The 25656-nt window shown below is 51.2% G+C and carries 22 protein-coding genes; 2 read left to right on the forward strand and 20 right to left on the reverse strand.

The annotated features are described in order from the left end of the window. Positions 1–119 precede the first annotated feature (119 nt). A complete protein-coding gene (mutT, locus tag ABY802_RS02705; protein WP_372625468.1) occupies positions 120–551 on the reverse strand; it encodes an 8-oxo-dGTP diphosphatase MutT in 432 nt (143 codons plus the stop codon). Beyond that, positions 535–3279 (reverse strand): preprotein translocase subunit SecA, encoded by a 2745-nt coding sequence (secA, locus tag ABY802_RS02710; protein ID WP_372625514.1) that lies wholly within the window; start codon positions 3277–3279, stop codon positions 535–537. Before secA ends, mutT begins: the two co-directional genes overlap by 17 nt. Before the next feature lie 212 nt (positions 3280–3491). On the opposite strand from secA, the gene ABY802_RS02715 reads away from it, so the two are divergent. Further along, a complete protein-coding gene (locus ABY802_RS02715) occupies positions 3492–3953 on the forward strand; it encodes a DciA family protein (protein WP_372625469.1) in 462 nt (153 codons plus the stop codon). 135 nt (positions 3954–4088) lie between these two features. On the opposite strand, the gene lpxC is transcribed toward ABY802_RS02715, so the two are convergent. From lpxC to mraZ, 16 genes are all read right to left on the reverse strand, one after another. Then, positions 4089–5000, reverse strand: a complete 912-nt coding sequence (gene lpxC, locus ABY802_RS02720; RefSeq protein WP_372625470.1) for a UDP-3-O-acyl-N-acetylglucosamine deacetylase — start codon at positions 4998–5000, stop codon at positions 4089–4091. Positions 5001–5209: 209 nt separating this feature from the next. Beyond that, the gene (gene ftsZ, locus ABY802_RS02725; protein ID WP_372625471.1) at positions 5210–6370 is read right to left on the reverse strand and encodes a cell division protein FtsZ; all 1161 of its coding nucleotides are present in this window, start codon (positions 6368–6370) and stop codon (positions 5210–5212) included. A gap of 25 nt (positions 6371–6395) precedes the next feature. Continuing rightward, positions 6396–7631, reverse strand: coding sequence for a cell division protein FtsA (ftsA, locus tag ABY802_RS02730; protein ID WP_372625472.1), 1236 nt, complete (start codon positions 7629–7631; stop codon positions 6396–6398). Next, positions 7628–8383, reverse strand: a complete 756-nt coding sequence (locus ABY802_RS02735) for a cell division protein FtsQ/DivIB (protein ID WP_372625473.1) — start codon at positions 8381–8383, stop codon at positions 7628–7630. The genes ftsA and ABY802_RS02735 overlap by 4 nt, the downstream gene beginning before the upstream one ends. 1 nt (position 8384) lies before the next feature. Then, a complete protein-coding gene (locus ABY802_RS02740; RefSeq protein WP_372625474.1) occupies positions 8385–9362 on the reverse strand; it encodes a D-alanine--D-alanine ligase in 978 nt (325 codons plus the stop codon). Beyond that, the gene (gene murC, locus ABY802_RS02745) at positions 9359–10813 is read right to left on the reverse strand and encodes a UDP-N-acetylmuramate--L-alanine ligase (protein WP_372625475.1); all 1455 of its coding nucleotides are present in this window, start codon (positions 10811–10813) and stop codon (positions 9359–9361) included. Before murC ends, ABY802_RS02740 begins: the two co-directional genes overlap by 4 nt. Further along, on the reverse strand, positions 10810–11895 hold the full coding sequence (gene murG / locus ABY802_RS02750; protein ID WP_372625476.1) for an undecaprenyldiphospho-muramoylpentapeptide beta-N-acetylglucosaminyltransferase: 1086 nt from the start codon (positions 11893–11895) through the stop codon (positions 10810–10812). Before murG ends, murC begins: the two co-directional genes overlap by 4 nt. Further along, a complete protein-coding gene (ftsW, locus tag ABY802_RS02755) occupies positions 11888–13099 on the reverse strand; it encodes a cell division protein FtsW (RefSeq protein WP_372625477.1) in 1212 nt (403 codons plus the stop codon). The genes murG and ftsW overlap by 8 nt, the downstream gene beginning before the upstream one ends. Further along, complete coding sequence (murD, locus tag ABY802_RS02760; protein WP_372625478.1) at positions 13096–14430, reverse strand: UDP-N-acetylmuramoyl-L-alanine--D-glutamate ligase; 1335 nt, start codon at positions 14428–14430, stop codon at positions 13096–13098. Before murD ends, ftsW begins: the two co-directional genes overlap by 4 nt. A 3-nt stretch (positions 14431–14433) precedes the next feature. Then, entirely contained in the window at positions 14434–15516 is a 1083-nt protein-coding gene (mraY, locus tag ABY802_RS02765; protein WP_372625479.1) for a phospho-N-acetylmuramoyl-pentapeptide-transferase, read from the reverse strand. Continuing rightward, entirely contained in the window at positions 15510–16928 is a 1419-nt protein-coding gene (gene murF, locus ABY802_RS02770) for a UDP-N-acetylmuramoyl-tripeptide--D-alanyl-D-alanine ligase (RefSeq protein ID WP_372625480.1), read from the reverse strand. Before murF ends, mraY begins: the two co-directional genes overlap by 7 nt. Further along, positions 16925–18400, reverse strand: coding sequence for a UDP-N-acetylmuramoyl-L-alanyl-D-glutamate--2,6-diaminopimelate ligase (locus tag ABY802_RS02775; protein WP_372625481.1), 1476 nt, complete (start codon positions 18398–18400; stop codon positions 16925–16927). The genes murF and ABY802_RS02775 overlap by 4 nt, the downstream gene beginning before the upstream one ends. Then, positions 18390–20141 (reverse strand): penicillin-binding transpeptidase domain-containing protein, encoded by a 1752-nt coding sequence (locus ABY802_RS02780; RefSeq protein ID WP_372625482.1) that lies wholly within the window; start codon positions 20139–20141, stop codon positions 18390–18392. Before ABY802_RS02780 ends, ABY802_RS02775 begins: the two co-directional genes overlap by 11 nt. Further along, positions 20138–20446, reverse strand: a complete 309-nt coding sequence (ftsL, locus tag ABY802_RS02785) for a cell division protein FtsL (protein ID WP_372625483.1) — start codon at positions 20444–20446, stop codon at positions 20138–20140. Before ftsL ends, ABY802_RS02780 begins: the two co-directional genes overlap by 4 nt. Next, positions 20443–21402, reverse strand: coding sequence for a 16S rRNA (cytosine(1402)-N(4))-methyltransferase RsmH (gene rsmH / locus ABY802_RS02790; RefSeq protein WP_372625484.1), 960 nt, complete (start codon positions 21400–21402; stop codon positions 20443–20445). The genes ftsL and rsmH overlap by 4 nt, the downstream gene beginning before the upstream one ends. After that, on the reverse strand, positions 21403–21867 hold the full coding sequence (mraZ, locus tag ABY802_RS02795) for a division/cell wall cluster transcriptional repressor MraZ (RefSeq protein ID WP_372625485.1): 465 nt from the start codon (positions 21865–21867) through the stop codon (positions 21403–21405). 394 nt (positions 21868–22261) lie between these two features. Between mraZ and ABY802_RS02800 the strand changes: the two genes are divergently transcribed. After that, positions 22262–23107 carry a MurR/RpiR family transcriptional regulator gene (locus ABY802_RS02800; RefSeq protein ID WP_372625486.1) on the forward strand — a complete coding sequence of 282 codons (846 nt, stop codon included), beginning with the start codon at positions 22262–22264 and terminating at the stop codon, positions 23105–23107. 37 nt (positions 23108–23144) lie between these two features. Here the strand turns inward: ABY802_RS02800 and ABY802_RS02805 are convergent, their stop codons facing one another. Together ABY802_RS02805 and ABY802_RS02810 are read right to left on the reverse strand one after the other, a co-directional pair. Beyond that, positions 23145–24239: a dipeptide epimerase gene (locus tag ABY802_RS02805; RefSeq protein WP_372625487.1), complete on the reverse strand. Its 1095-nt coding sequence runs from the start codon at positions 24237–24239 to the stop codon at positions 23145–23147. Between the two features lie 11 nt (positions 24240–24250). Then, positions 24251–25579, reverse strand: coding sequence for an SH3 domain-containing protein (locus ABY802_RS02810; protein WP_372625488.1), 1329 nt, complete (start codon positions 25577–25579; stop codon positions 24251–24253). Positions 25580–25656 lie beyond the last annotated feature (77 nt).

Raw genomic sequence — 25656 nt, forward strand, 5'->3', positions numbered from 1 at the left:
CACCACGCCAGTTGAAGTTTTCGCTTAGGGGCTTTACAGAAGCATTAGCCAGTTTAACCACTAAGAATGAAAATTAACGACTAATTACTACCAGCACTGAATCCACAACACTAAACGCGTTAGCGCTGCTGTAAACGCTGTACTATGGGCTGGTTGGCTTCTGGCAAGGTAATAGTGGTTAGATCGGCGATATTGACCCACTGTAGCGGCTGCCCCTCGACACCCTTGGGGGTACCGCTAAACGCCGTGACTAACCATATATCCAGGATAACCTCGCGCTCGGGGTAGCAATGATTAAGCAGCATAAAAGGTTCAGCAGACATGACGGTAATGGCCAGCTCTTCCTGTAGCTCACGGGCCAGCGCTGCAGCAACGGTTTCACCCGCTTCAACCTTACCGCCGGGAAATTCCCATTTATTACCCTGATGTTGCTTAGCATTGCGCAGTGCCAGCAATACCTGCTGCTGACGAACTATAACGCCCACTGCCACATGCAGCTTTGGCAGGGACGTTGCTGGCTTGCTGACGTTAGTCTTAGCTAAGTTTGCCATGACATTGTTTGTATTTTTTACCAGAACCACACGGACACGGGTCGTTGCGGCCCACTTTTTCTCCATCTCTCACCACCGGGGCTGGCATGGCTGCGCCAGGAGTTGCTCGTGCTGGTGATACATCGGCCGGTACATCTGCACCCATCTGGCCGGCATCTGCATGCTGATAATTGTGCGGCACGGCATCAGCCTTGCGGCGCTGCTCTTCTACGGCCTCAACATCTTCTGCGGCTTTAACCTGCACCCGGCTTAAAATACCAATTACGTCAGTTTTTAACTCATCCAGCATATTCGAGAACAATTCAAACGCTTCACGCTTGTATTCCTGTTTCGGATTTTTCTGGGCGTAACCGCGCAGGTTAATGCCCTGGCGCAGATGATCCATTGCCGCTAAATGCTCTTTCCAGTGGGTGTCCAGGCTTTGTAACATAATGGCTTTTTCAAACTGGCGCAGGACGTCTACCCCAACCATCTGCTCTTTCTGTTTATACCCGTCATTAAATTCCTGCTGAATTTTATCGCGCAGTTTTTCTTCAAACAGCTTTTTATCATCGGCCAGCCATTGGCTTACCGGCAAATCTAACGCGAAGTCAGCTTTTAAACGCTGCTCCAGGCCTGGGATATCCCACATTTCGTCCAGTGACTGCGGCGGAATATACTGACTGATCACCGAATCGACCACGTCTTCACGAATCGCACTGACGGTCTCGCTGATGTCAGTGGCATCCAGTAGCTCATTACGTTGCTCGTATACTACTTTACGCTGATCGTTTGCGACGTCGTCAAATTCTAATAATTGCTTACGGATGTCGAAGTTGCGGGCTTCGACCTTGCGCTGAGCATTTTCAATAGCCCTGCTTACCCACGGGTGTTCAATGGCTTCACCTTTTTCCATTCCCAGGCGACGCATCATGCCTGCCATCCGGTCGGAGGCGAAAATACGCATTAAGGTGTCGTCCAGTGACAGATAAAAGCGCGATGAACCCGGATCACCCTGCCGACCCGAACGCCCACGCAGCTGGTTATCGATGCGGCGTGATTCGTGCCGCTCAGTACCTATAATGTGCAAGCCGCCTGAGGCAATAACCTCGTCGTGCCGCTGTTGCCAGTCGGACGTGATCTTGGCAACAGAGTCGTCGGTTTTCTCGCTAAGCGCCGCCAGTTCAGATTGTAAACTACCACCCAGCACAATATCGGTACCCCGACCTGCCATGTTAGTAGCAATTGTTACCGTACCCGGCCGGCCGGCATCAGCAATAATCTGCGCTTCATTCGCGTGGAACTTGGCGTTTAATACCTGATGCTTAATTTTCGCTTTATTCAGTAAACCAGACAGGTATTCTGAGCTCTCAATAGAGGCGGTACCCACCAGCACCGGGCGCTTAGCGTCTCGGGCTTTAATAATGTCTTCAATGATAGCGTTATATTTATCTTCAGCCGTTAAATACACCAGATCGGCCATATCGTTCCGTACCATCGGCCGGTTAGTTGGCACCACGATGGTTTCCAGACCATAAATTTGCTGGAATTCAAACGCTTCAGTGTCGGCTGTACCGGTCATACCGGCCAGTTTGTTGTATAAACGGAAGTAGTTCTGGAACGTAATCGAGGCCAGGGTCTGGTTTTCGTTCTGAATACGTACGCCTTCTTTAGCTTCCACCGCTTGGTGCAAGCCTTCAGACCAGCGCCGCCCTTCCATAGTACGGCCGGTATGTTCGTCAACAATAACGATTTCACCTTCTTTAACCACGTAGTCAACGTCACGCTTAAACAGCTGGTGCGCACGCAGCGCCGCATACACATGGTGTAACAGGGTGATATTGGCAGCAGAGAATAAGGTATCGTCCTGCTCTATCATGCCTGCTTCACGCAGCATGTCTTCTACTTTGATCTGGCCTTGTTCAGTTAAGTAAACCTGACGGGCTTTTTCGTCCACAGTAAAGTGGCCGTCGCCATGGTTACCTTCTTCGTCTTCTTTTTCCTGCTTTTCCAGTTGCGGAACCAGAGTATTAATTTTCTTATACAGCTCAGAACTGTCTTCGGCGGGGCCGGAGATAATAAGCGGCGTGCGCGCTTCATCAATTAATATTGAGTCAACTTCATCGATAATGGCAAACGCCAGGTCGCGCTGCACGCGGTCTTGCGGTGAAAATGCCATATTGTCGCGCAGGTAGTCAAAGCCAAATTCGTTGTTGGTTCCGTAGGTAATATCGGCCTGATATGCTTGCTGCTTAGCCTGATGCGCCAAACCTGGGACGTTTACCCCCACAGTTAAGCCTAAAAAGCTGAAAAGCGGCTCGTTGGTTTCAGCATCCCGCCGGGCCAGGTAATCGTTCACGGTAATAACGTGCACGCTTTTGCCACTTAACGCATTTAAGTATGCTGGCAAGGTCGCGGTCAGGGTTTTACCTTCACCGGTACGCATTTCAGAAATACGGCCCTGGTGCAGCACAATACCGCCCAGCAACTGCACATCGAAATGGCGCATTTTAAACACCCGGGTACTGGCTTCACGTACCGTGGCAAACGCTTCGGGCAGGATATCTTCTAAACTGGCACCTTGTTCGATCCGCTGTTTAAACTCGGCTGTTTTTTGCTTTAGCGCCTCGTCGCTTAATGCCTGATATTCGGCTTCCAGCGCATTGATCTGCTGCACCTGTTTCTGTTGTTTTTTCAAAAAGCGGTCGTTACGGCTGCCAACTAATTTGGCGAAAATTTTTCCAAACATCATCCAGATACCATTTAAGTTAAAACTGCTTTGCAGCCCTGGCCAGGCCAGTTATTTATTGTCGTTGTAAGTTACTGCCTGCCGGCAAAAACGGCTATTGGCAGGATATGGTGCCAGCCACGATAAGATTCAAGTCTGGCTAACAGTAGCAGCACCGATAAAACCTGTTACACTTATCCGGCCCGCTGTTCAGCCCGATAAGTACGCTGTTGATGAAACGCTATAGTCATAAACCCGAAGATTTAACCAAGCTGTTTGGCCAGAGCTCTCTGGCATCGATGCAGCAACAGTATGAACTTGTTCGCAAATTAAACGCCGAGTTATGCCGTATTTTACAGCTGGAACAACTGAGCTTTTGTCAGGTGTCGAGCATTAATGCCGGGCGAGCTGTTATTTTATGTCAATCGCCAGGCTGGGCAAACCGGTTAAAGATGCAGCGCGATGCCATTCTAGACAATTTCCGGCAAAAAATCTTGCCTGATTTAGCCGGAATTGATATCGAAGTGTCGCCTCATGGGCAGCTTCCCCGACAGCAGGCTCAAGCCGAGGCTAAAACCGCAGCATCACTGCCGACAAAAAGCTTGTCAGACGCTGCCCGCAGCGCGCTTAACGAAACCCTGAAACACAGCGACGACAAAGTAAAACAGGCCCTGGCCAGACTACTGGCGAAGTAAACTAAAATCACTCTGACCCTTTTTCCATTATTTTAGGAACGAGCCGGGGCAAGTTAAATCACTCTGACCCTTTTTCTGTTTTTTTGGGAACAAAAAAGCCGACATAAAGTCGGCCTTTTATAGTGAAGATAATAATTATGCCAGTTGCGGTGCCAGGTACGAGATGGGCATATGGGCTTTGTCTTCAAAGGTGACAAATTCCCAGTTTTCCTGCTCGGCTAATACGGCGCATAGCAGCTGGTTATTTAAAGCATGACCGGTTTTATATGAGACAAACTCGCCCAGTACGCTGTAACCTGCCATATATAAATCACCAATCGCATCCAGAATTTTATGCTTGATAAACTCATCTTCGTAACGCAGACCGTCCTGATTTAATACCCGGAACTCATCCAGTACTACTGCATTGTCAAAACTGCCACCTAATGCCAGGTTATTGGCCCGCAGGTATTCTATGTCATGCAGGAAGCCAAAGGTTCGGGCCCGGCTGATGTCTTTGATAAAACCAGCAGCCGAAAAGTCCATTTGCATGCGCTGGGTGGTTTCAGCAATAACCGGGTGATCAAAGTCGATAGCAAAATCGATTTTAAAACCGTTATGAGGGCGGATTTCCGCCCATTTATCGCCGTCTTCTACCCGCACAGGGCGCTTAATCCGAATGAATTTCTTCGCCAGTTTCTGTTCATTGATGCCAGCTTCCAGCAGCAGGTAAACAAACGGATTGGCGCTGCCATCCATGATCGGAATTTCAGCTGAATCGACTTCAATAATCAGGTTATCAATACCCAGACCAGCAATAGCAGCCATTAAATGCTCGGTGGTAGACAGGCGCACACCCTGTTCGTTGATTAAACACGTACACATTACCGTGTCGCCCACCATTTCGGGGGAAACTTTAAAGTCTACTATCGGTTCCAGGTCAACACGACGGAACATAATGCCCGTGTTATCAGGTGCAGGCCGGAGAGTGAGCGTAACCTTTTCACCCTTGTGTAACCCAACACCAATAGTACTGACTGTTTTAGCGACGGTACGTTGTTTAATCATAATTCATTCCTGCTCAATTTTTAAGCAATCACAAAATGGCGGCGAAGCTTAGCACAACTTCGGTAACATTACCAATGTAACGGCGAAACCAACTAGCCGTTATGTTGGCCAATACCAGCTGAACAGCAGCTTAACTTCAACTGTTACTAATATTCTTTCTGTTTCACCAACAGTGCATCAGGCCTTTACAACCGGTCACTACAGGCAGATTAATCTGCCTGCTTACGCAAAAACGCCGGGATATCAAAGATATCGATACCACCTTTGCTTTCTGGCTGCGTTTTTGTTTGCGCCGCTTCTTCTTTGTGCGGATTAGGCGCCGGTGCAGCATGGCGCATAGTGTTACCCTGCTGCACGTAGGCGTGAGCCGGCTCAGCACGATGGCTTGGCACCAGGCTGATATCCGGCCGGCGATCAGCACCAATACCGGTAGCCACTACGGTTACCCGTAGCTCGTCGTGCATTTCCGGGTCGATAACCGCACCCACTACCACTGTGGCATTCTCAGATGCAAACGCTTTAACCGCGTTACCAACAATTTCAAACTCTTCAATGCTGATATCCAGGCCGGCAGTGATGTTAACCAGAATACCCTTAGCACCTGATAAATCGATATCTTCTAACAGCGGACTTGAAATCGCCTGCTCGGCGGCTTCTTCAGCACGATCAGGGCCTGACGCGCGGCCGGTACCCATCATGGCAGTGCCCATTTCAGACATTACCGTACGTACGTCGGCAAAGTCGACGTTGATCAAACCTGGCCGGGTAATTAATTCAGCGATACCCTGTACTGCGCCCAGTAGTACGTTGTTAGCCGCTTTAAACGCATCCAGCAAACTGGTGCCTTTGCCCAGCACTTTTAACAGTTTGTCGTTCGGGATAGTGATCAGTGAATCAACGTATTTGCTTAGCTCCAAAATACCTTCATCAGCATAAGCAGTGCGTTTTTTTCCTTCGAACGGGAACGGTTTGGTCACTACTGCTACCGTTAGAATACCCAACTCACGCGCTACTTCAGCGACAATTGGCGCAGCACCAGTCCCGGTACCACCGCCCATACCGGCAGCGATAAAGATCATATCTGCGCCCTGCAGGGTTTTTTTGATCGTTTCGCGGTCTTCCTCGGCCGAACGACGACCAATTTCCGGGTTAGCACCAGCGCCTAAGCCTTTGGTCACACCGGCACCTAATTGCAGGGTGACATTGGCAGATGAATTGCGCAGGGCCTGGGCGTCAGTGTTAGCCGCCACAAATTCAACACCCTCGATGTTGCTTGCAACCATATATTCGACAGCATTACCGCCACCGCCGCCAACACCTATTACTTTAATTACAGCTTCTTGGCTGTGGTTTTCCATTAACTCAAACATAGCTCTCTCTCCGTTTTTACGCTCTTTAAAACTCACCTTTGAACCAGCTGCTGATTTTTTTCAGCAAGCTGCTAACTGGATCGCGGCTTTGCGCCGCGCTTTTTTGCTGGGCCCGAACATCTTTGCCATACAGCAATAACCCGACTACGCTGGCGTAGGCCGGATCTTGTACATACTCTTTTAACCCGCTGACATGCATTGGCTGGCCAACCCGCACCGGCATCTGAAACACGTCTTCGGCAAATTCTACTGCCCCTTCCATCTTGGCAGTACCCCCGGTAAGCACTAAACCGGCGGCAATTTGTTCTTCCAGGCCAGAACTGCGAATTTCTTCCAGCACCAGCTCGAACAGTTCGTGATAACGGGGCTCGATTACTTCGGCCAGGGTATGACGCGACATTGATCGCGCTGGCCGGCCGCCCACACTTGGCACTTCAATACTTTCTTCTTTGCCTACCATGCTGCGCAGAGCACAGGCGTACTGCACCTTAATATCTTCTGCATGACTTATCGGTGTGCGAAAAATTTTGGCAATATCGCTGGTCACCTGGTTGCCGGCCACCGGAATAACAGCGGTATGACGCAGCGCACCATTGGTATAAATAGATAGATCGATGGTGCCACCGCCCATATCGACCACACAGACACCCAGCTCTTTTTCATCGTCGGTTAATACCGCATAGCTTGACGCCAGTGACGAAAAAATAAGTTGGTCAACCTGCAGGCCGCAGCGTTCAACACATTTTTCGATATTTTTCGCCATATCGTTGGCACAGGTAATGATATGGGCTTTAGCCTCCATCCTTACCCCTGACATGCCCACCGGGCTTTTGATACCCTCTTGCATATCTACCGAGAACTCTTGCGGTAGCACATGCAACATGCGTCGCTCAGCCGAGATAGGCACCGATTTTGCCGCGTGAATAACGCTGGCAACATCATCAGCTGTTACTTCGGTATCATTAATTGGGACCATGCCGCTCTCGTTCTGACAACGAATATGTTTACCTGTTATACCCAGGTAAACCGACGAGATCTGACAGTCCGCCATCAGCTCCGCTTCATTAATCGCCCGCTGTACAGCCTGCACCACCAGGTTTAAATCGTTAACGCCGCCTTTATCCATGCCCCGCGAGGCATGGGTACCCACCCCGACAATGCTCAGCCGGTTGTCAGGGGTGATTTCGCCTACTACGGCTTTTATCTGTGCAGTACCGATATCCAGCCCTACGATCAGATCTCGTTCTATCGACTTTGTCATGCTTTTCTCTTTGGCTCCGTATTGGCATAACGCACGGCAATGCCGGTGTCATAGCGCAAATCGACTTCAGCTAATTCCTGCTCCCGGTGATTTTGCATCGTCGGGTATAATTCAATAAAACGTTGTAAGCGCTTCATGGTGTCCTGCCGCCCCAGTTTCAGCGCCAAACCACCCTGCAGTTGCAAACGCCAGGAAAACCGTTCGGTTAACCACAGTTGCTCAGCACTAAACTGATTTAACTGCAGCAAATTTTGCATATGGCGAAACATTGTCAGTGCATCCTGCTCACTACCATCCGGACCGTGCAGCCTTGGCAAGGCTGAAACCAGCTCGCTTAGTGGGGCGATAAATAACTCCCCTTTATTATTGAGCAAGTGCTGCTGATTCCAGATTGCGACCGGCTGCTGCTCTGTGACAACCACCACTAAGGTATCGGGCCATTGTTTGCGCACGGCTGCCTGATACACCCAGGGTTGTTGCTGCAGGAACTGCTGCACCTGATCAACGTTTACCCGAAAAAAATTACCCACATATTCCCGCTGCAGCTGTTGTTGTAATACCTGCTGCTGAATATGCTGAAAGTCACCGTATAACCGCACCTGTTTTATCGGTGCGCCCTGCTGACTTTGCAGCCAGCTATGAACCTGCATACCGCCCCAGGTCAGTAATGCCAGAGCCAGCACAAAAAACAGCAGGCCGCCGATGAAACCGGGCCTGTGATTTAGTTGCTGATATACCTGGCGTAAACTCATGCTAGTGGTCCTGTACTTTGGTATTTAATACCGCTTTGCCAGCATGAGTGTTGCCATCAAGAGTTTGCTGCAAAATCTGCAGCACCAGCTCGTTAAAACTTAAGCCTGCCGCTTTTGCTGCCATCGGCACCAGAGATTTTTCTGTCATGCCGGGTACCGTGTTCACTTCCAGTAAAAAGTGCTCGCCCTGCTGGTTTAACATTAAATCGACCCGGCCCCAACCGCTGGCACCTACTGCCTTAAAAGCGGCCAGAGCATCAGCTTGCATGGCTGCAGTTTGCTCGGCAGTTAACGGCGCCGGGCACAGATATTCGGTGCTGTTTGCCTGATATTTCGCTTCGTAATCGTAAAACGCGCGTGGTGTACGCATTTCGACAATGGGTAACACCGTGTCACCCAGAATGGCGATGGTAAATTCCCGGCCGTTAATCCAACGTTCCACTAAAATTTCGCTGTCGTATTTAAGCGCAGCAGCTATTGCCTGCTCCAGTTCAGCAGCGTTACTGGCGGCACTCATGCCAATACTGGAGCCTTCATTAGCTGGCTTTACCATGACCTTGCCACCCAGATCGGATAATAATTGCGCATAGTCGTTGGTATCGTTATGCACCACCGCAAACGCGGCTGTTGGTAGGTTTTGCGCCAGAAATAACCGCTTGCAACGAATTTTGTCCATGGCCAGCGCCGAGCCCAGTACGCCGCTGCCGGTGTAAGGTAACCCCAGTAATTGCAAGGCGCCCTGCATGGTACCGTCTTCTCCACCACGGCCATGTAACACAATAAACACCCGCTCGGCCTTCACGTCACCCATCAAAGCGGTTAAGGGCTGCTCAGCCGGATCAAAGGCCACGGCATTAACACCGGCTTGTTGCAAGGCATTAAGTACCGCTTTACCTGATCGCAGCGATACATCACGCTCCGCTGAGTAGCCGCCAAACATCACGGCCACTTTGCCAAAATTGCTGATGGCATCGCTCATGTTGTGCCCTCCGACATTTGCTTTAACTGGTTAATGTCGAGTTTCGCTACTGCCAGCTCTTTTACCAGGGTGCCAATATTACCGGCCCCCTGGGTTAGCACCACATCGCCATCTTCCAACACTTCGGCAAGCGCGCCTGCGAGAGCTTTCGGTTCGGCCACATAAACTGGCTCCAGCTGACCCCGGGCGCGGATAGAACGGCATAGGTTACGGCTGTCGGCACCGGCTATCGGTGCTTCGCCGGCCGAGTACACTTCCAGCAGCAGTAACTTGTCGACACTGGACAATACCTGGGTAAAATCTTCATACAAATCGCGGGTGCGGCTAAAGCGGTGTGGCTGATACGCCATCACCAGGCGCCGCTCAGGCCAGGCACTGCGTACAGCAGCTATTGTGGCCGCAACTTCAGTCGGATGATGGCCATAGTCATCAATTAATAAGGCTTTGCCACGACCGGTATCAAACTCACCGTATTGCTGAAAGCGACGACCAATGCCTTCAAATTTGCCCAGCGCTGCCAGTATGGCCTGCTCGCTGATCCCTTCATCGGCGGCCAGAGCGAAAGCCGCCGTGGCATTTAATGCATTGTGTTTACCCGGTAAATTCAGCTGCACTTCACGCTGGTTGCCGGCCGGATCGGTTATCACAAAAAAGCTACGGGTACCTTGCTGGCTAAACGCAGTAATTTTATAGTCTGCATCGTCGCTGAATCCATAAGTCAGCACGGTGCGGCCAATTGACGGAATAAGGCCGCGTAGCACTTTGTCGTCGATACAGATTACCGCCATGCCGTAAAACGGCAAATTGTGACAAAACTCCAGATAAGTATCTTTCAGCTTTTCGAAATCACCTTCGTAGGTGTCCATATGGTCGGCTTCAATATTGGTAATTACCGTGGCCATTGGCTGTAAATGCAGGAAAGAGGCATCGCTTTCATCAGCTTCAGCAATTAAGTAACGACCGGCACCTAAACGCGCATTAGAGCCTGCGGAATTAAGCAAACCACCAATTACAAAGGTCGGATCGGTGCCAGCTTCAGCAAAAATAGAAGCCAGTAAGCTGGTGGTTGTGGTTTTACCGTGGGTACCGGCAATGGCAATACCATGGCGAAACCGCATCAGCTCGCCCAGCATTTCAGCACGGCGTACCACCGGAATACGCTGGGCCAGTGCCGCGGCCACTTCAGGGTTTGCGGCTTTAATGGCACTGGAAACCACCACCACGCTGGCACCATCTATCTGGCTGGCATGATGGCCAAATTTAACGTTAGCTCCCAGCGATACCAGGCGCTCCACTACCGGGTTTGACGCCAGATCGGAGCCGGTTACTTTGTAGCCTTCGTTTAGCAGAACTTCGGCAATACCGCCCATACCCGCACCGCCAATCCCAACGAAATGGATCCGCTCTACCCGGCGCATCGCCTGTTTTTTATTTTGCAGGGTGGTCATCATACTACTTGTCCTGTTACTTGCCGGCACAGCACGGCTATTTGCCCTGCCGCATCGTCGGTTGCCAGCGCACTGGCACGTTGTGCCATCTGCTGCAGCGGCTCTTTATCAGTTAACCAGGGCATTAAAATCGCTTGCACGCCCTGTTGTTGTAATTGTTGTTGCGACAATAAAACGGCAGCGTCGCGATCAGCTAGCACCCGGGCATTGGCCGTTTGATGGTCATCTATCGCACCGGGCAACGGCACAAAAATGGCGGCTACGCCCACGGCGGCCACTTCGCTTACTGTCAGCGCACCGGCCCGGCAAATTAGTACATCTGCCCAGCGGTAGGCTGCTGCCATATCGTCAATAAAGGCACTCACCTCAGCCACACTGCCGCTGGCACGAAGTGGCTGATACGCCTGCTCTACCTGCGCTAACATGGCTTTTCCGGTTTGGTGGCGCACGGCAACAGCCCCGTTTTTTGCCAGCTCGGCCAATTGCTGCGGCAATGCGTCATTTAACGCTTGCGCGCCGAGGCTACCGCCAATAATCAGAATATTCAGGCTGGCACTTTCCGGCCGGTTGGCCCGGCAGGCCAATAAGTCTGCACGGATAGGATTACCAACCAGCTTTCGCTTTGCGTTGCCTTTAAAGGCACTATCAAACGCTACCAGAATATGTTTCGCTAACCTGGCCAATAGCTTGTTGGTGCTGCCTGCGATAGCATTTTGTTCATGAATAAGTACCGGCGTGCCATGCAACCAGCTGGCCAGTCCGCCCGGACCACTGGCATAACCGCCGAAGCCCAGGGTAACAGCTGGTTTAAGCTGCCGGCACACTTTGCCCGCCTGCCATAGCGCTTTAGCGATCATCCAGGGCGCGCGCAACTTGCTGGCCAGGCCTTTGCCACGCAGACCGGCAACATTAATGCCGTAAAATGGCCACCCAAACGTTGGTACCAGTTGCGCTTCCATCCGGTCGGTACTGCCAAGCCAGGCGATATCCCAGCCATCAGCCGCAAGTGCACTGGCAACAGCCTGTGCCGGGAAAATGTGGCCACCGGTGCCACCTGCCATAATCAGTGCCAGCGGTTTAGCCATGTTTGCCTCCGCTCAGGGCCTGTTTGCCTTTAAGTCGCACTTCAAAATCAATGCGTAATAATAACCCCGTGGCAATTAACATAATAACCAGACTACTGCCGCCTGAACTGACAAACGGCAGGGTTAAGCCTTTGGTTGGCAGCGCACCGGTGGCGACACCGACATTGACAGCCGCCTGAAAACCAATCCAGATTGCCAGGGCGTAGGCCATAAAGCCGTGAAAACTTAACTGTTTTGATAATGCGCGCTGGCCTATCCATAGCGCACGGTAAACCAGCACAAAAATCAGGCTCATCAGTATTGCCACCCCAACAAAACCGGTCTCTTCGGCAATAACCGCCAGAATAAAGTCGGTGTGTGCTTCAGGCAGATACTCCAACTTCTGAATACTGTTACCCAGCCCCTGACCAAACCAGCCGCCACGGCCAAACGCCATTAACGATTGAGTTAACTGGTAACCACTGCCAAAAGGGTCGGCCCAGGGATCAAGAAAAGCAGTTACTCGCTTCCAGCGATATTCGCTATAAACAATCAGCACGCCAATGGCCAGCAGGCCGGTTGCCAGCAAACACAAAAACTGCCAAATTTTCGCGCCGGCTAAAAACAGCAATGCCACGGCGGTGGCAAACATCACAATAACGGTGCCTAAGTCAGGCTGCATCAGCAGCAATACCGCAAACAAAAACAATACCGCCAGCGGTTTCAGGAATCCTTTCAGGTTATCTCGTACCTCTTCGTGCCGCCGTACCAGATAGCTGGCCAGATAGACAAAAAAGAACAGCTTGGCCGGCTCTGCCGCTTGCAGACCAATAGGACCCAAAGATAACCAGCGGGTACTGCCGTTAACATTTCGACCAAACAACAGCACGGCTACCAGTAGTAAGATACCCAGCAACAATAACCACATGTTACCGCGATGCCACCAGCTTACCGGTACCCGAAGCACCAGCACCGCCATGGTCAGGCCGATCCCCAGATACACCAGATGGCGAATGGTAAAATGCAGCGGATTATCAAATAGTCGTTCGGCAACCGGCATTGAGGCGCTGGTCACCATCACCACACCTATTGCCAGAATAAGCATCAGTAACGTTAGAAACAGTTGGTCATAAGGCGCATTGTCATCGCGGCGCCATAGCGCACTGACCGCATGCCACGGGTTTTGCCAGGCACTCTTCCAGGGAGTTAAGATAAGCTGTTTCATGATTTCAGCTCCCTGACGGCCTTGGCGAATAACTCACCGCGCTGCGCATAACTTTTAAACATATCGAGGCTGGCGCAGGCTGGCGATAACAGCACCATGTCGCCACTTTGGGCCAGTTTGGCAGCTTGCTTTACTGCTGCGGTTAAGTCTTTTACCTCGGTAGCGTGCGAATGCAGTGCGGCAATCGCAGGACCATCCTGCCCCAGGGTAATGACATGATTAACGTCACGCGTGAGTACCGGGCGCAGCTCGCTCAGATCGGCACCTTTGGCATCGCCGCCAGCAATCAGAATAAGCTTGCCTTTTACATCCGATCGCAAGCCGGCTATCGCTGCCAGCGTGGCGCCAATATTGGTGGCTTTGGAGTCATTTACCCAGCGCACACCGTTGTGAGCCAGCACCAGCTGGCAGCGATGGGCCAGACCGCTGAACTGGCGCAACGTGCGGGCAATAGCATCCCGGCTGGCTCCTGCGCTAAGTGCCAGTGCTGCTGCTGCGAGTGCGTTAAACTGGTTATGACTGCCGGTAATACCCAATTGACTGACCGGTAATAAGGGTTCACCAGCAACGTTCAGCCATAACTGGCCTTGTTGTTCAACGATACCGTAATCCGTGTTGTCCAGACTAATGGCTAATGGTGTTGCAGCATCAGTGATAGCTGCTGGGTAAGTTAAGGGGTCGGCCTGATTATAAACCGCCAGTTCAGTGTGTTGATACACCCGCTGTTTTGATGCGGTATAGGCCGCCATATCAGCATAGCGATCAAGATGATCCGCACTGACGTTCAGCACGCAACTGGCACGGCTTCGCAGACTACTTGTGCTATCGAGCTGAAAGCTTGATAACTCCAGTACAAATACCTCTGTATCCTGCTGGCGCAGCGCGTCGAGTACTGGTAAGCCAATATTACCCGCCGCAACAGCGTTAAGACCACTTTGCTGCAGCATCTCAGCCACCAGGGTAGTCACGGTCGATTTACCATTAGAGCCGGTAATGGCGATAACCGGTTTCTGATTAAAACGGGCAAACAGTTCAATATCACCTATTACTTCCACACCCTGGGCTTTGGCAAAGCGGATAGCAGGATGGCTAGTTGCCAGGCCCGGACTGATAATAATCATATCCATCTGTGCCAGGCGGTTAGCGTCAAATTCACCCAGGTAAATGCCATCTACTTTATCGGCAGCAATCTGTTCAAGCCCGGCGGGCTTGCTGCGGCTGTCCATCAGTACCGGTCTAACCCCATGCGCCAGCAAAAAGCGCACCGTGGCCAGACCTGACAGGCCCAGCCCCACTACCGCTATGCGTTTGGCGTTAAGGTTCGATTGCATCTGTTATCTCAGTTTCAGGGTCGCCAGACCCACCAGTACAAAAATGATTGATAGGATCCAGAAGCGCACAATAACCCGTGGCTCTGGCCAGCCTTTTAATTCGTAATGGTGATGGATAGGTGCCATCCGGAAAATACGCTGCCCCCGCAATTTATAGGAGCCCACTTGCAGTATTACTGACACCGTTTCCATTACAAAAATACCGCCCATAATAAACAGCACGATTTCCTGACGGACTAAAATGGCAATCACGCCCAATACTGCGCCCAGCGCCAGTGAGCCAACATCACCCATAAATACCTGCGCCGGATAAGTGTTAAACCACAAAAAGCCCAGCCCGGCACCAATCATGGCGGCACACAGCACTACAAGTTCGCTGGCATAGGGCAGATAGGGAATATTCAGGTATCCGGCAAAATTAACGTTACCACTGGCATAGGCAATAATGGCAAACGCCCCTGCAACCATGATGGTTGGCACGATAGCCAGGCCGTCCAGGCCGTCGGTTAAATTCACCGCATTACTGGTACCGACAATAACAAAGTAACTTAGTGCCAGGAACAATAGGCCCAGCTGGGGCATCACATCTTTTAAGAAAGGTACCAGCAACGCCGTTTCTGCCGGGCGCTCCGCCGTCATATATAAAAATAAGGCGGTAACAATGGCAAAAACCGACTGCCAGAAGTACTTCCAACGGGCAATCAAGCCTTTCGGGTCTTTGCGGATCACTTTGCGGTAATCGTCAATAAAACCGATAGCGCCGAAACTCACCAGCACAAACAGCACAACCCAGATATATTTGTTGCTCAAATTGGCCCACAATAAGGTACTGACCAGAATAGAGCCTAAAATCAGCAGCCCGCCCATGGTAGGCGTGCCTTTCTTTGAGAAATGACTTTCCGGACCATCATTGCGCACCACCTGACCAATTTGCATTTTCTGCAATCTGGCAATTAAGATCGGCCCAAAATATAAGCTTAAAAATAAAGACGTTAACACGCCCAGAATCGACCTGAAGGTCAAATAACTGAACACGTTAAAAAAGCTAATGTACTGGGTTAAATATTCGGCTAACCAAACTAGCATGGGCTACGCTCCTGCTGACATCGTTCTAGCAAGTCCTGCACAACTAACTCCATTTTCGCACTACGTGAGCCCTTAACGAGTATGGTGACATTTTGCTGGGTTATAATTAACGGGATCAGCCGTTCTAACATCGACTGCCGCGAGCTGAAATGCGCGCCTTGTCCATTAAACAAGTCACTTGCGCTCTGTGATAACACACCCAGGGTGAATAACAGATTAATGCCCGCGTGTTTGGCGTATAAACCAATCTCTTCATGGTATAAACGGGCGTTGGCACCCAGTTCAGCCATATCGCCCAGCAGCAACACCCGATAGCCCGGATAGCTCGCCAGTAAATCAATAGCAGCTTTTACGGATTCGACATTGGCATTGTAAGTATCGTCAATAAGCTTAATTTGCTTGCTCAATTCAATGATATTGGTACGCCCTTTGACTCCCGCCATCTGTGCCAGGCCCTGCTGAACATCGCTCAGCTTTGCGCCTACCGCCAGGGCAGCCGCCGCCGCAGCCAAAGCATTAGCCACATTGTGTTTTCCAGGCAGGTTAAGCTGGATCAAAACCTGCTCGTTATCATAGCGCAAGGTAAAACGAGCACACCCCTGGGCATTTAAGCTGATTTGCTCCGCCCGGATGTCGGCAGTGTCTTGCGCTTTGCCAGCACTTTCTGCTGTTGTGCCCGCTTTAAAATCACTAACAAAACTGATAATTTTCAGATCTTTACAACGATTACGCCAATAGTCAGTAAACTCACTGTCGTGTTGCATAATGGCAATGCCGCCAGCGGGTAAGCCGGAGAATATTTCGCCTTTTGCCCGGGCAACACCGTAGGTATCACCAAAGCCTTCGAGGTGCGAGGCCGCGGCATTGGTAATAATGGCGACATCGGGTTTTACCAGCGAGGTGGTGTAAGCAATCTCGCCGGCATGGTTGGCGCCCAGCTCCATCACGGCATACTGATGTTCAGCCGTTAAACGCAATAACGTTAGCGGTACACCAATGTCGTTATTAAAGTTACCCTGCGTGGCCAGCACCTGACCACAGCGGCTTAATATCGCCGCAAGCATTTCTTTTACCGTTGTTTTACCCGCGCTGCCGGTTACTGCAATAGTTTTGGGTTGGACGCGCGCTTTAATCGCCGCACCCAATTGGCCCAGTGCCAACCGGGTATCAGCGACTACAATCTGACTGAGCTCACAATCCAGGGCCCGTTCAACCACAATCGCTGCCGCGCCCTTTTCGATAACATCAGCAATAAAACGACTACCGTCGTAGTTCGGCCCTTTTAACGCTATAAACAAGGCTCCGGCGCTTATCGTTCGGCTATCTGTGCTGACATCATTGATTGGCTGATCCTGACCAATTAACTGCCCTTGTATCAGGGTGGCTATTTCTGCACAGCTTAGCGTTATCATAATGCCATCTCCGACATAAGTTGCCGCACGTAAGCACGCTCATCATACTGATGATGCTCGTGCCCGATTGTCTGAGTTGTTTCGTGGCCTTTGCCGGCCAACAGGATCACATCCCCTGGTTGCGCGCTGGCCAGCGCCAGCTTAATTGCCAGCTTGCGGGTGGGTTCTATCCGGAAATTATCCGCATCCTGCATGCCCTCAGCAATGTCCTGACAAATCTGCAACGGCGGCTCACTGCGGGGGTTATCTGAGGTAACAATAGTGTGATCCGCATACTGCTGAGCCAGCTTGCCCATTAGCGGCCGCTTACCCTTGTCACGATCGCCACCACAACCAAACACACACCATAAGCGTCCGGTACAGTGCAGTCGTAATGCCTGTAATGCCTGCTGTAATGCATCCGGGGTATGGGCATAGTCGACGACCACGGTAACCCCATGGCTGAACGTAAATTGTTCCATGCGCCCAGCCAGTGGTTGCAGGCTGCTGGCCGCGTGCAGTAATTCTGTTAGGTCGTAGCCCAGCGCCAGCAGGCTGCTGATAGCGGCTAACGCATTTTGAATATTAAATTCACCCAGAAGCGGCAAGTGCAACTTATGCTCACCGGCCTGACTGCTTAACAAGCACTCAAAACCCTGCTCGGTGGCGCTTAGCTGGTGATAACCCAGAAACCGGCTATGGCCCTGACAATCTTCAGCTTTACCGTAAACCCACACCGGAATATCGTGACGACTCGCCAGCGATTTGCCCAGGGTATCAGACACATTCAGTACGGCACAGCGGCTCAAATCAGGCTGAAACAAAAGACTTTTTGCCCTACCATACTCTGCCATGCTGCCATGGTAATCCAGATGGTCACGGCTTAGATTAGTAAACACCGCAACCTGAAAATGCATACCCGCTACCCGCTGTTGCACCAGGGCATGGGACGACACTTCCATTGCCACCAGCTGACACTGTTGTTCAACCAGCTCTGCTAGAATGCGTTGTAAATCAATATAATGCGGCGTGGTGTTAAGCAGCGGTGTCAGCTGTTGCCAGTGACCATAACCCAGGGTACCAATTACCGCTGCTGGCGTATCACACTGCTCGGCCAGCTGGTTTACAAAGCAACTGGTGCTCGACTTACCATTGGTGCCGGTAATGCCAACTAACTGCAACTGCTTTTGTGGCTGCTGATAAAAACGGGCAGCCAATTGTGGCATCCGGCTGACTAAATCGGCCAGCACGACAATACGATCATCTAGCAGTGGCTGATGCTGCTCATCCAGCCTGTCGGTGAGGATCAGTGCCGCGCCCTGCGCTAATGCCTGTTCAATATACTGGTTGCCATGGGCACGAGTGCCTGGCAGGGCCACAAAAACATCATCAGCTGCTACCTGGCGGCTATCTAGCTGCAAGTGGCGCAGCGGCCGATCAGCTAACTGCGACGCCAGCTCAGGCAACCATATGTGAAGTTGATTAGTTGCCATTGCGACCTCCAGTGCGGCTGATTAACGCCGGGCCGGTGTCGGCATCAGGTGTGACATTTAATAGCTGTAAGGTGGCCCCCATAATACTGGCAAAAACCGGTGCCGCAATCTCGCCGCCGTGATAAAAGTCTCCGGCCGGCTCGTTAATTACCACTACTGTGACAATACTAGGATTAGAGATCGGACCTACCCCGGCAAACGAGGCAATATAATCATCTCCGTAGCCACCGGCGATGGCTTTACGGGCAGTGCCTGTTTTGCCGCCAACCCGGTAACCTTGTACCTGAGCTCTGGTTGCAGTGCCACCGGGGCCAATGTTGGCCTCCATCATTTCCAGCATTGCCAGGGCGTGCTTTTCTGCTAGTACGCGTTGGCCAGGTTCGGGTTCGTTATTCTTAATAATGCTCAGCGGACGGTTAATGCCGCCATTGGCCATCGTGGCATAGGCGCGGGCCAGTTGTACTGCGGTAACGGATAAGCCGTATCCGTAAGAGAAAGTGGCCCGTTCAAAATCGGACCAGCGCTGCCGATAGCTGAAAATACCACTGCTTTCGCCCGCCAGACCAAGGCCGGTGTCTTCGCCCAGCCCCATATTGTTGTATAAGGCCACCACATGTTGATGCGGCATCTCCAGTACCAGCTTAGCCACCCCCATATTGCTGGACTTCTGAATAATGCCGGTTAAATCAAGGTTTTTATAATTGTTCGGATCGCGGACCCAGCTGCCACCAATGCGCATGGTACCCGGGTGCGTATCTACGATGGTATCCAGAGTCGCAGTGCCAAACTCCAGCGCACTTAATACCGCCAGTGGCTTCATGGTCGAACCCGGCTCAAATGTATCGGTAATAGCCCGGTTGCGAAAACGATGCACCGGCGTATTGCGTCGGTTATTTGGGTTAAATGACGGGCTGTTTACCATGGCCAGAACTTCGCCCGTTGCCACGTCAACCACCACAGCCGAGCCGGACGTTGCACCATGGGATAACACGGCTTTTTTCAGCTCACGGTAAGCCACGGTTTGAATGCGCTGATCAATACTCAGTTGTATATTGGCGGGTGCGGTGGCGTCCTGGCGCTCCAGTACTTCAATTTCACGGCCCTTGGCGTCTTTGCGGAATACTTTACGCCCGGCCGTACCGGTAAGCAGTGCATCAAAGCGTTTTTCAATGCCTTCCACCCCAACGTCATCAACGTTAGTAAAGCCAATTAGCTGGCCAGTCACTTCGCCTGCCGGATAATAACGTTTTGATTCCTGGCGGAAGTAAATACCCGGTACTTTCAGTTTTTTAACGTAGTCCACCACCGCCGGATTGACCTGGCGCTGCAAATAAACAAAGCGCCGCTTCGGATCATCACCTACCCGGCTTAGCAGCTGTTGCGGGGTCATTTGCATAATATCGGCCAGGGCATGCCAGCGCCGCTCATCCCCTGGGGCGTTGCGCTCGATAACAATTTTCGGATCAGCCCAGATAGCCTCAACCGGCACACTGACCGCCAGTGCTTCGCCATGGCGATCGAACACCATGCCACGCATCACAGTATCGGCCTCTACCCGCAAACTGCGGCGATCACCCTGGCTTACCAGCATGTCAGGCTCAATGACCTGTAACCAGGCGGCGCGTGCCAGTAAGCCAATAAACACTGAGATTAGCATGACCATGACAAACGCAAAACGCCAGCTCATCACTGACGGATACTGGCGGGCTTTGGCCTGGCTTTTACGGGGTTTGGCGGTCATTGCGGCCTCACCATTATATCTCGCTCGCCACTGGGTCGCTGCATATTCAGGCGGCGCCTGGCAATATCTTCAACCCGGCTGTGTTCGGCCAGCGATCGTTGTTCAAGCAGCAAGTTGCGCCACTGGGTATCAAGCTGATCCCGTTGCTGATAGTAACTATCCTGAGCAATGGTAAGCTGACGATTTAAGTGGGCCAGATACACCACGGCCAGTGCTGAGGCAATGCAAGCTAATAACAACACCCCCGCCAGCTTATGCTGACGCCAGTCCTGGCTGATTAACCGTTCCAGCTGAATTTGGCTCATAGCGCCTGTCCTTCTGCTATGGCTTGCTTTTCGGCAATGCGTAGCACCGCGCTGCGGGCCCGCGGGTTCGCCTCCAGCTCTGCGTCAGATGGCATTATGGCTTTGCCAATCAGCTTCAGCGGAATAGCTTTATTTAACTGGGCATCGGTTAACGGCATGCCACGTGGTACCGGCTCACCTTTGGAATAACGGCGCATAAACTGTTTTACCAGCCGATCTTCCAGCGAATGGAAGCTAATAACAACCAATCTGCCACCGGGCTTAAGCACAGCCATAGCGGCATGCAAGGCCAGATTAACCTGTTCCAGCTCGCTATTCACATAAATACGGATAGCCTGAAAACTGCGGGTAGCAGGGTGCTTTTTCTCTTTATGGCTTTTTGGCACAGTATCGCTGATCAATTTGGCCAGCTGCGCGGTGCGGCTGAACGGAGTTTCCTCTCTGGCCGCCACAATGGCCTGAGCGATACGCCAGGCAAAGCGCTCTTCACCATATTCACGCAGCACAAAACTGATATCTTCAACATCAGCAGTAGCCAGCCACTGGGCCGCAGACAATCCGCTGCTGGGGTCCATCCGCATGTCCAGCGGGCCGTCGCGCATAAAGCTAAAGCCCCGGTCGGCATCATCCAGCTGCGGCGAAGACACGCCTAAATCCAATAAAATACCATCGAGTTTGCCACTGAGCTGTTGTTGCTCAGCCACGGTTGCCAGGGCGGCAAAGGGGGTGTGGGTGATGTGAAAACGCGCATCGGCTTGCAGTGGGGCTGCAGCAGCAATGGCGGAGGGATCGCGGTCTATCGCGTATAAACGGCCGTGCTGGCCCAGTAACTTTAGAATTTCCCGGCTATGACCGCCACGACCAAAGGTGCCGTCCAGGTAAACACCGTCGGCTTTAATCGCGAGTCCGTCAATTGCTTCGGTAAGCAAGACAGAGATATGGGCTTGGCTAGTCATTTACAGTACAAAGTCCTGTAATCGTTCAGATAACTCGACGGTGCCTGCCTGTGCTTGTTCTAATTCAATATCCGCATTTAAGCGATCATGCCAGGCGGCTTCGTCCCAGATTTCGAATTTATTTAACTGCCCGACCAGTCGGATATTCTTAGACAGACCGGCATGCTGACGCAGTGGCGCCGGCACTAAAATACGGCCGCTTTTATCCATATCGCAGTCAGTGGCATTACCCAGCAATAAACGCTGCAAGCGGCGTTCCTGAGGGTTGAGGCTGGACAGGGACTTCAGTCTTTCTTCTATTTCTTCCCAGTCTGCCAGCGGATACAATAATAAGCAGGGGTCGTGTAAATCGATGGTGCAGATCAAGTGGCCCTGATTTTCAGACAGCAGGATTTCCCGGTACCGCGCAGGTAGCGCCAACCGTCCCTTATCGTCCAATGTCAGTGTAAACGAGCCACGAAACATAACTTATCTGCCTGGTTAATCTGGCTGCGAATTTTAACGCAGCGCCAGCATGAATCGATTGGAAAATTCCAAAATGATCCACAATTACCCACAAATCCCCACAACGATACAGTTTAGGGCTCAGCTTTAACCAATGTCAAGGTAAAAACAGCGCCTGCTGATCGATATAGATCCAGTAAAAACAGGTGCCCGGCTGAAGTTGATGATTTTGGTGGGGAAAAGTGGTGAGGCGGCATTTAGTAAAGTAACAGCGAATGGAAAGTTTATTCCGGGCTGGCGGCTTTTTTACGGGAAAACTTGCTATTGCCGAATAAATTATTCAATATAAATTTACATATCGCATAATTATTTTTTTAGCTGGTAACCTTGCCGGCAGAGCCTAAGACCATCGCCTATGCTGAGTTTACTGAAGATCCGTGGCATGCTTGACCAGATGTCGGTTATTGAACGCAAGCTGGCCGAATTTATTCTGGATAATGCCCATATGCTGCGCGACTACTCTTCGCAGCAACTGGCCGATGCGGTCGGGATCAGTCAATCCAGCGTGGTTAAGTTTTGCCAAAAGCTTGGTTACAAAGGTTATCCCGACCTTAAGCTGGCAATTAATGAAGCAGTGGTTACTGCCAGTACCATGAGCCGGGACCAGGCAGATAAAAACAATGAAGATGGCAGCTTACTGGGCATTGGTGAACATTTGCAATTCAGCCTGCAACAACACCTGCGTACCTTATTAACCATTAATGATGAAAAAACCTTGTTGCAGGCAGCCCGTTTATTACAAAGTGCCGATAAAATACTACTGGCCGGTTTTGCCAAGTCAGCGATTGTGGTGGCTGATATGCAGTTTCGGTTATTGCAGCTGGGTAAGCTGGCACTGCATCATGCCGATCCGGCGTTAGCGCTGCAAATGGCCCGCAGTTTAACCGATACCAGTGTACTGTTGCTGATATCTGATTCTGGCCAGAACAATGATTTGCTGAAGCTGGAGCACTATGCCAAAAGCCGCCAGCTGAAAATTATCTCGTTAACCAGCTATAAAACCAATGCCCAGAGCCTGGCAGCCGATATTACGTTATTTACGCTTAGTGCGGAGGAAGATATTCGCTTGAACCCGCTATTAACCCAGCTAGCGCAGCAGCATTTATGTCATATGCTTTACTTGCAGCTTTGTCACTGGCAGAACAATGATTTAGCCCTGACAGAGAGCACAGAGCTGCTGGGCCTGCTTGAAAAACCATAACTCAACACTCAACACTCAACACTCAACACTCATTATGCTAAGGCAGCATTTTCAGGCCGTCGATAGCCGTGATACCCAGGCCCGGTGCATTACCAATGGTAATGTCGGCGTCATTAAAATTGACGCTGCTGCGTACCGGATCAAAGGCACACAACGACGGGCCATCCAGGTCTATTTTGGTGATCACATCTGATTTCGCCACCGCCACGTGCACCGCTGCCGCCACACTGATACTGCCTTCAAGCATGCAGCCTATCATGCACTGCATATCGTAGAACGAGCAAATGTCTGCAATTTTAATGGCATTGGCAATACCACCGGTTTTCATCAGTTTAATATTAATAATATCGGCGGCGCGCATTTTAATCAGTTCAATCACTTCGCGCGGGCCAAAACTACTTTCATCTGCCATCACCGGGGTATGCACCCGTTCGGTAATGTATTTTAAGCCTTCTAAATCGTAAGCTTTTACCGGCTGTTCTACTAATTCCAGCCGCACCCCGGCATCTTCCAGTTTGCGCAGAGCATAAACCGCCTCTTTGGCCGTCCAGCCCTGGTTCGCATCCAGCCGGATCAGGGCTTTGCCTGCCACGGCGGCATATATGGCCTTAACCCGCTCAATATCTACCCCGATGTCTTTGCCTACTTTCACTTTCAGGGTTTCAAAACCACGGTCAATGGCACTTAAGGAGTCGGCAACCATTTTGTCGATGTAATCGACACTGATGGTAAGGTCGGTGGTTATTTTCGGCACGCCGCCGCCCAGTATTTTATATAACGGTGCCTGGTATAGCTGAGCAAACAAATCATAGACCGCCATCTCAACCGCAGCTTTGGCACTATAGTTTTTCATTATCGCGCTCTGGATCAGCCGGATAATATGGTTCAGATCAGCAATTTGCTGCCCTATCAACTTCGGCTTTAATACGCTTTTAATGGCATCGATTATTGAGCCGTGAATATCGCCGGTAATTACCGCGGTGGCAGGGGCTTCACCATAGCCAATATGGCCGGTATCGGTTTCAATCATCACCACCACATCTTCAATTTGCTGTACGGTGCGCAGCGCCGTTTTAAAAGGCGTTTTCAGTGGTATGGTAAGCATGCCCAGCCGGATATCGGTAATTTTCATAGTTGCCTCGGTTAACGCAATGATTTAATCGCGTATATTTTATCCAGATAACTGCTGTCAGCCGTCAGCTGCAGCGGGGTTAACGGTGTTACCGCCACCCCATTTAAAATGCCCCGGTACAACGCAGGTTGAGTAACTGCCACGTTGCTGTCTGCGCCAGGTTCAGCAGTGGTAGTAAAATACGCCAGGTCATGCACGGAATGGATCACAAAAGGCTCACCATCATCTTTGCCTAAATACAACATGACATGGCCAGGCCGGTAAATTAAGTCGCCAGGCTGGGCCGAACTGATTGCCGCCAGTTTATCTTCGTGACTGCTTTGGCTGGTAAAGCGCACATTCCGGCCATAGCTACCCTCGCCTTGCTGGCCGGAGTTTCTTGGCATCAGTATGCCAAAACTGCGGTAAATTTCGATAATAAAGCCGGTGCAGTCACGACTGTCATAATCATGACCCCAGCCATAGCGATCACCCAGAAACTTAAAAGCCTGCTGCAAAATATTCGCGGTGGTGTAGGGTAAATAGCCCTCGCTGACATCTTGCTGACGAGCGATCAGGGCCGGTGTAAATTCCAGACTACCGTCGGGCATTCTGAGCGGTAATTTGACAATATAACTGGCATGGGGGTTCTGGCCGTGCACATTATGGCCGGTGTCTTTTGTGCTTAACAAGGGTAAACGGGTACCCATATCCAGCAGCAACTGAGATATCGCCGGCATCTCAGGAGTAAAACTGGTAACAGCCCTGGCGCCGGTAACCACCAAAAACGGTTGCTGCTTAGCGTAATCCAGAACTTGCTGGCGGTTACCCAGTGCAACATCCTTTGCCTGCACCCAACCGGTATAATGATAATTTTGCACCAGCAGCCAGTTATTATCCCGGCTGCGGTGCAATACCGCTATCGCTTCTCCCGGAAATAACGCGGTTTCCTGAAAACGGTCTAAATCCAGTGCCATAGTTTCGTTATGCACCCGATCGGTGGTTGGCATGCTGCGTAAGTCAGTGCGTTTAACAACCAAAGCAAACCGGACCGGGTTGTCAGCTTGTACCCCTTCAGTATTCAGATTACGCTGGTAGGCCCGCCATTGCTGTGCACTGAGTGCAGTACCATCAGCATAAAAACGCGGCTGCGCCGGTGTGGCGCTTGCTTTTTGAATACGCTCGCTCAGGGCAGCTGCAGTTAAGCTATCCGCCAGGCTGGCCAGTTCAGTCATTTCTGATTGCCTGGCAAAGGTATCTTTATTTCTGGTACTGATTTGCGCATTAGTTAACAAAAGCTGATCGGCATCTGCGACCTTTGTCAGCCAGAAGTCAGCAGTAAGATGATCGGTTTTTAACATAGGAATATCTGACTTCGCATAAACGTTTTCCTGAAAACAGCCGCTGCCTAAGCATAAAACTAATAATAACCAATAAC

The sequence above is a fragment of the Arsukibacterium sp. genome (assembly GCF_041616895.1).
Lineage (GTDB): Bacteria > Pseudomonadota > Gammaproteobacteria > Enterobacterales > Alteromonadaceae > Alishewanella.